6 protein-coding genes are annotated in these 6,066 nt (G+C 70.9%); 3 read left to right on the forward strand and 3 right to left on the reverse strand.

All coding sequences use genetic code 11. The features are described 5' to 3' along the window. Positions 1 to 201 (forward strand): hypothetical protein (locus tag G6021_RS05440; RefSeq protein ID WP_182640809.1); only part of this gene is annotated, 201 nt, incomplete at its 5' end. Positions 202 to 274: 73 nt separating this feature from the next. Here the strand turns inward: G6021_RS05440 and aqpZ are convergent. From aqpZ to G6021_RS05455, 3 genes are all read right to left on the reverse strand, one after another. Next, positions 275 to 1,078: an aquaporin Z gene (gene aqpZ, locus G6021_RS05445; protein ID WP_187700471.1), complete on the reverse strand. Its 804-nt coding sequence runs from the start codon at positions 1,076 to 1,078 to the stop codon at positions 275 to 277. 148 nt (positions 1,079 to 1,226) lie between these two features. Next, on the reverse strand, positions 1,227 to 1,955 hold the full coding sequence (locus G6021_RS05450) for an NAD-dependent deacylase (RefSeq protein ID WP_182640810.1): 729 nt from the start codon (positions 1,953 to 1,955) through the stop codon (positions 1,227 to 1,229). Between the two features lie 38 nt (positions 1,956 to 1,993). Further along, the gene (locus G6021_RS05455) at positions 1,994 to 2,614 is read right to left on the reverse strand and encodes a hypothetical protein (protein WP_241730811.1); all 621 of its coding nucleotides are present in this window, start codon (positions 2,612 to 2,614) and stop codon (positions 1,994 to 1,996) included. Positions 2,615 to 3,026: 412 nt separating this feature from the next. Here G6021_RS05455 and typA point away from each other — a divergent pair, with 412 nt between their 5' ends. Together typA and G6021_RS05465 are read left to right on the forward strand one after the other, a co-directional pair. After that, a complete protein-coding gene (typA, locus tag G6021_RS05460; RefSeq protein WP_179525605.1) occupies positions 3,027 to 4,949 on the forward strand; it encodes a translational GTPase TypA in 1,923 nt (640 codons plus the stop codon). An 11-nt stretch (positions 4,950 to 4,960) separates the two neighbouring features. Further along, the coding region (locus G6021_RS05465) for an ABC transporter substrate-binding protein (RefSeq protein WP_347238920.1) at positions 4,961 to 6,066 on the forward strand (1,106 nt) is incomplete at its 3' end.

The raw sequence follows: 6,066 nt of genomic DNA on the forward strand, positions 1-6,066 counted from the left end.
GCCACCGGCGACATCGCGGACGCCGGTGGCCGGCACTCCAGGTCTGACGGGTCCCAGGGTCTCGGCACCCATGACACCGGCATCCACGACCGGACGGGGCGTCACCCGGACGACGTCGATCCGGCCGCCCACCCGGACCGGGAGCCGGGCGTCGTGGACAAGGTGTTGGGACGGAACCGACGGGACGAGCAGGGGCGCTGACCCCCGGTACGTCGGACCGACTGCAGGGCCCGCGGGAGATGATCCCGCGGGCCCTGCAGTCATTCCCGGGTGGTCAGGCGGCGGCGCCGGTGGTGACCCGGGCGTTCTTCACCCGCTCGCCGAACAGGGGACCGTACAGGGCGCCGGCGATGAGCGCGCCGAGGATCGGGGCCACCCAGAAGAGCCACAGCTGACCGACGGCCCCGTCGCCGTTGAAGAAGGCCACGGCGGTCGAGCGGGCCGGGTTCACCGAGGTGTTGGTGATGGGTATCGAGATGAGGTGGATCAACGTCAGCGTCAGCCCGATCGCCAGGGGTGCGAAGCCGGCGGGGGCGCGGCGATCGGTGGCTCCGAGGATCACCCAGATGAAGATCGCGGTCAGCACGACCTCGATGATCAGGGCCGAGAGCAGGCCGTACCCGTCCGGGGAGTTGGCGCCGAAGCCGTTGGCGGCCATGTGGCCGGTCGCCTCGAATCCGTCCTTGCCCTTGGCCACGACGAGGATCAGTGCTCCCGCGACCAGACCGCCGACGACCTGGCTGACGATGTATACGGGGGCCTTGGCCCAGGGGAGGCGCCCGGCGATGGCGGCGCCGACGGTGACGGCCGGGTTGAAGTGGCCGCCGGAGATGTGGCCGAGCGCGTACACGCCGGTCAGGACGGTCAGGCCGAAGGCCAGGGAGACACCGAGGTAGCCGACGCCCACGGGGACGTCTCCGGTGTCTGCGGTGGCGACCTGGACGGCGGCGAACACCGCCGTGCCGCACCCTCCCAGTACCAGCCAGAAGGTGCCGATCACCTCGGCCGCGATCACCGCCGTCCCGGACGGGGTGCCGGGGGACGTGTCGGACGGGGTGCGCGGGGACGAGTCGGACATGGATTGACCTCCGGTGGTGTACTCCCCGGGATCGGGGGAGGCGGGAACGTGGTGGTGAGTGTTTCCGCTGAGCACACGCTAGCGCTGCCGGGGTCCCGCCGCGCCGGTTCCGCGACCTGTCAAGCGGTCCCGGCGAGGTGAGCCTCGGTCAGGGCGCCAGGAGAGTCGGGAGAACCGCCGCGGCGGTGTCACGGAGGTGGACCGTCACCCCGTCCGTGAGGCCGGAGGGATCGGGGTTGACCTCGACGACCGGGATCCCGAGGTCGACGGCGATGCCGGGGAGCGACGCGGCGGGATGGACGAGACCGGAGGTGCCGACGACCAGGACCGCGGTCGCGGCGGAGATCGCGGACACCGCGGCGTCCCAGGGCTGCCGGGGGAGCATCTCTCCGAACCAGACCACTCCCGGTCTGGCCCGTCCGCCGCACCGCGGGCAGTCGGGCGGCGCGAGCCGGTCCACGGGGTCCGCCGGCGGCGGCCCCACCTCCATCGGGGCCCCACACTCGTCACACCGGTGTGCGAAGAGGCTGCCGTGGAGATGGTGCACCCCGGCGGAACCCGCGCGCTCGTGCAGGTCGTCGACGTTCTGGGTCACCACCGTCACGCTGCGGTCCCGGGCGGCGCGGGCGATCGCGAGATGACCGGCATTCGGCTCGGCGCATCCGACGAGGTGCTCGCGCCAGCGATACCAGGCCCACACGGAGTCCCGGTCGCGGTCCCAGGCCTCCGGGGTCGCGAGGTCGGCGGGGTCGTGGCGTGCCCACAGTCCCGTCCGGGAGTCCCGGAAGGTGGGCACCCCGCTCTCCGCACTCATCCCGGCACCCGTCAGAACGACGAGAGGCCCGCCGTCGCCGAGGGCGAGACGGGCCTTGCTCATGTCGGGGTGGGGCCGGTCGGACCCCACGCCGTCGCTGATCACGGGACGAACGCGGAACCCACCAGCGGCAGTGAGACACAATTGGAGGTCCCGCCGCCGGCGAGGGTGGTGGTGACGCCGCCCTGCAGGAGCATCAGCACCTGCCCCGGGCCGGTGTCGGCGACACCGTTGAGGGTCGCCGGTCCGCCCGCGTTGATCCCGTTGTAGCTGAGCACGGTGGTGCCGCGGCGACCGTTGTTGATGTTGAACCAGTCCACGGTCATGGGCTGCACCTGCTGGGGTGCGACGCCCTCGGTGCCGAGGGCGGTGAAGATGAAGCCGAGGTGGCCGCCCGGGATGCCGGGCAGGGGCAGGCCGGCGGGCCCCGGCACGGCGGTGGCGGCCCCGACCGCGGTCTGTTCCCCGTCGATGCAGTTCTGCATGATGGTCGGGTAGGCGAACTGCGCGATCACCGGACCGTTCTCGGGCAGCGGGGTGCCCGGCTCGCCGGACCCGCGGAAGAAGCCCACCAGCCGGGCGATGGTGCCCCGGGTCTCCTCGGGGATCCACTGCTGCTCGGAGAGGTTCTCGATGGCCTGCAGCACCGGCTCGGTCGGGCGGCCCAGCTCGTCCAGCGACTGGGCGCTCGCGGAGGCGGGGACGGCGAGCGACACGGCCATGGCGGCGACTGCACCGAGACCTAGGGTCCTGAACGAGTTCCTGAGCGAGTGGCGGGTCACTGGCGAGTCCATTCTTCGGATGAGGCGGACGGACCGGTCGGCGGGCCGACCAATCGACGGCTCGATGTTCTCACAACGTTTACAGGTGTGGATACCGGAGGCCCGGTTGCTGTGGCGTCTGTGGCCAGTGTGGCAGAAGATACTTGTGATGTAAATAACAGTCGCCGCCGCGGGTGTGGCGTCGCCCGCTCGGGATGACTGTCCGGAGGCCGATGCGGGTAATGTGGTCACGCACGCGCGCTCGACCGGACGCGCTTGTGGATCACGCGGGAGTCCCGCAGATTCCCACCACGCGCCCGGCGGCCACAGAGTCGCCCGTGGCGCCGAAAGCCTCTGAGGGAGAACCCACCGTATGGCCCTGACCGAGTTCCGCAACGTCGCCATCGTCGCGCACGTCGACCATGGTAAGACGACACTCGTCGACGCGATGCTGCGCCAGTCCGGAGCGTTCGACGAACGCGCGGAGCTCGTGGACCGGGTCATGGACTCGGGTGACCTCGAGCGCGAGAAGGGCATCACGATCCTGGCCAAGAACACGTCGGTGCGGCGTCTCGGCGCAGGGTCGGGCGGCGCCGACCTCGTCTTCAACATCATCGACACCCCCGGCCACGCCGACTTCGGCGGCGAGGTGGAGCGCGGCCTCAACATGGTCGACGGCGTCGTCCTGCTCATCGACTCCTCGGAGGGCCCGCTGCCGCAGACGCGGTTCGTCCTGCGGAAGGCGCTGGCGGCATCCCTGCCGGTCATCATCGTCGTCAACAAGACCGACCGTCCGGACGCCCGCATCGACGAGGTCGTCGAGGACGCCCAGGACCTCCTCATCGGACTCGCCTCCGATCTCGAGGACCCGGACGCCCAGGCCGCGGCCGAGCGCGCGCTCGAACTGCCCGTGGTGTTCGCCTCCGGTCGCGCCGGTAAGGCCTCGACCACGCAGCCGGCCAACGGCCAGGAACCGGCCGGGGAGAACCTCGACGAGCTCTTCACGCTCCTGTACGACGTGATCCCCGCGCCCCGCGGTGACGCCGACGCGCCGCTGCAGGCCCACGTGACCAACCTGGACGCGTCCAACTTCCTCGGTCGTATCGGTCTGGTCCGTATCCACAACGGTCGTCTCCGCAAGGGTCAGCAGGTGGCGTGGATCCACAACCTTCCCGACGGCGGTCAGGAGACCAAGTCCGTGCGGATCTCGGAACTCCTCGCGACCAAGGGTGTCGAGCGGATGCCCACCGACGAGGCCGTGGCCGGCGACATCGTCGCGGTGGCCGGGATCAGCGACATCATGATCGGCGACACCCTCGCGGATCCGGAGAACCCGGTGGCGCTGCCCGCGATCACCGTCGACGAGCCGGCGATCTCGATGACCATCGGCGTCAACACCTCCCCGCTCGCCGGCCGCAACGGCGGTACCAAGCTCACCGCGCGGATGGTCAAGGCGCGTCTCGACCAGGAGCTCGTGGGCAACGTCTCGCTCAAGGTCCTCGACACCGCGCGCCCCGACGACTGGGAGGTCCAGGGCCGCGGCGAGATGGCGCTGTCCATCCTCGTCGAGACCATGCGCCGGGAGGGCTTCGAGCTCACCGTGGGCAAGCCGCAGGTCGTGACCCGGGTCGTCGACGGCAAGGTCCACGAGCCGATGGAGCACATGACCATCGACGTGCCCGAGGAGTACCTCGGCGCGGTCACCCAGCTCATGGCGGCCCGCAAGGGGCGCATGGAGCAGATGGGCAACCACGGATCCGGATGGGTCCGGATGGAGTTCCGGGTGCCCGCCCGGGGGCTGATCGGCTTCCGCACGACCTTCATGACCGAGACGCGCGGCGCCGGGATCGCCAACTCCGAGTCGGCCGGCTACGAGCCCTGGGTCGGAGAGATCCGCTCGCGGCACACCGGTTCACTGGTTGCCGACCGTGCCGGCAAGGCCACCGCGTTCGCGCTGCTCAGCCTGGCCGACCGCGGCGACTTCTTCATCGAGCCCGGTTCCGAGGTGTACGAGGGCGTCGTCGTGGGCGAGAACCCGCGATCCGAGGACATGGACGTCAACATCACCAAGGAGAAGAAGCTCACCAACATGCGAGCGGCCTCCTCCGATACGACCGAGACCCTGCAGAGGGCCCGCAACCTCTCGCTGGAGGAGGCCATGGAGTTCTGTGCCGGCGACGAGTGCGTGGAGGTCGGACCGGAGGCGATCCGCGTGCGCAAGGTGCTGCTCACCGCCAATGAGCGGGCCAAGGCCCGCAGCAAGTCCAAGTCGCGCGAGCAGCAGTCGGTCAACTGACGAGGACCCTGGTGGCGACGAGGGGGGCATCAGTTCGTCGGCGCGGCACGGGCGTTCTGGCAGCCGTGCTCTCCCTCGTCGTCGTCACAGGGTGTGTGGCCGATCCGCCTCCGCCCACCGTGGTGGGGGAGGAGCGTACCGACGGGGAGTCCGTCAACCTGTCCAGTGGCGGGGTCCTGCTGGCCCTCGACCGCGTCGACCCGGGCTTCAACCCGCATCTCCTGGCCGATCAGGGAGTCGACACGGACCTGGTCGCCTCCCTGCTGCTCCCGAGCGCGTTCGTCCCCGGGCCGGGCGGTGAGCCGGTGCTCAACCGCGACCTCCTCGTGTCCGCCGAGCCCCTGCCGGGGAGCCCGCGGACAATCCGCTACACGATCGACCCGCTGGCCCAGTGGACCGACGGGGTGCCGGTCGCGGCCGAGGACTTCGAGTACCTGTGGCGGCAGATGACGACCCAGCCCGGAGTGGTCGACCCCGCCGGGTACGAGCAGATCGTCGAGGTGCGGTCCGGCGCCGGGGGCAAGGTCGTCGACGTGGTGTTCGACTCCCCACCGACGCAGTGGCGGACGCTGTTCGCCGACCTGCTGCCCGGGCACATCCTCAAGAACGCCCCGGACGGTTTCCAGGGCGCGATGTCCGGCCTCCCCGTGATGAGCGCGGGACCGTTCATGATCCGGTTCGCCGACATCGGTCGGGGCGAGATCGAGTTCGTACGCAACGACCGGTACTGGGCGCGCGCGCCGGAACTCGATCAGATCCTCGTGCGGCGGGCGACAGGGGCCGGACAACTCGGCGCGGCGTTGCGTGGAGGACCGGGATCACTCGCGATGGTCTCGGCGACACCGTTGGCCGCGGACGTCTCGGCCACCGTCCCCGGGGTCCGCGCCGTGACCGTCGACTCCTCGGCCCAACTCGAACTGGGCTTCAACACCGTCGCCCCGGCGGTCCGCGACCCGGAAGTGCGGCGCGGCCTTACGGCGGCGGTGGACCCCGAGGTGGTCGGTCGGATCGTCACCGGACAGTCCGACCCGGCCGTCACGACCTACCCGTTCCCGCCGGGGTCCGCCAGCACCACGACCGGCGACGGGGCCGCCGTGGAGCGCGCGCTCCGCGACGC

Source organism: Dietzia sp. CW19 (genome assembly GCF_014145265.1).
Taxonomy (GTDB): domain Bacteria; phylum Actinomycetota; class Actinomycetes; order Mycobacteriales; family Mycobacteriaceae; genus Dietzia; species Dietzia natronolimnaea.

Excerpts from the sequence above, each read along its gene's own strand:
- typA (WP_179525605.1), top strand. The coding sequence starts at position 3,027 with ATGGCCCTGACCGAGTTCCGCAACGTCGCCATCGTCGCGCACGTCGAC.
- G6021_RS05455 (WP_241730811.1), bottom strand. The coding sequence starts at position 2,614 with ATGGCCGTGTCGCTCGCCGTCCCCGCCTCCGCGAGCGCCCAGTCGCTG.
- G6021_RS05450 (WP_182640810.1), bottom strand. The coding sequence starts at position 1,955 with ATGAGCAAGGCCCGTCTCGCCCTCGGCGACGGCGGGCCTCTCGTCGTT.
- aqpZ (WP_187700471.1), bottom strand. The coding sequence starts at position 1,078 with ATGTCCGACTCGTCCCCGCGCACCCCGTCCGACACGTCCCCCGGCACC.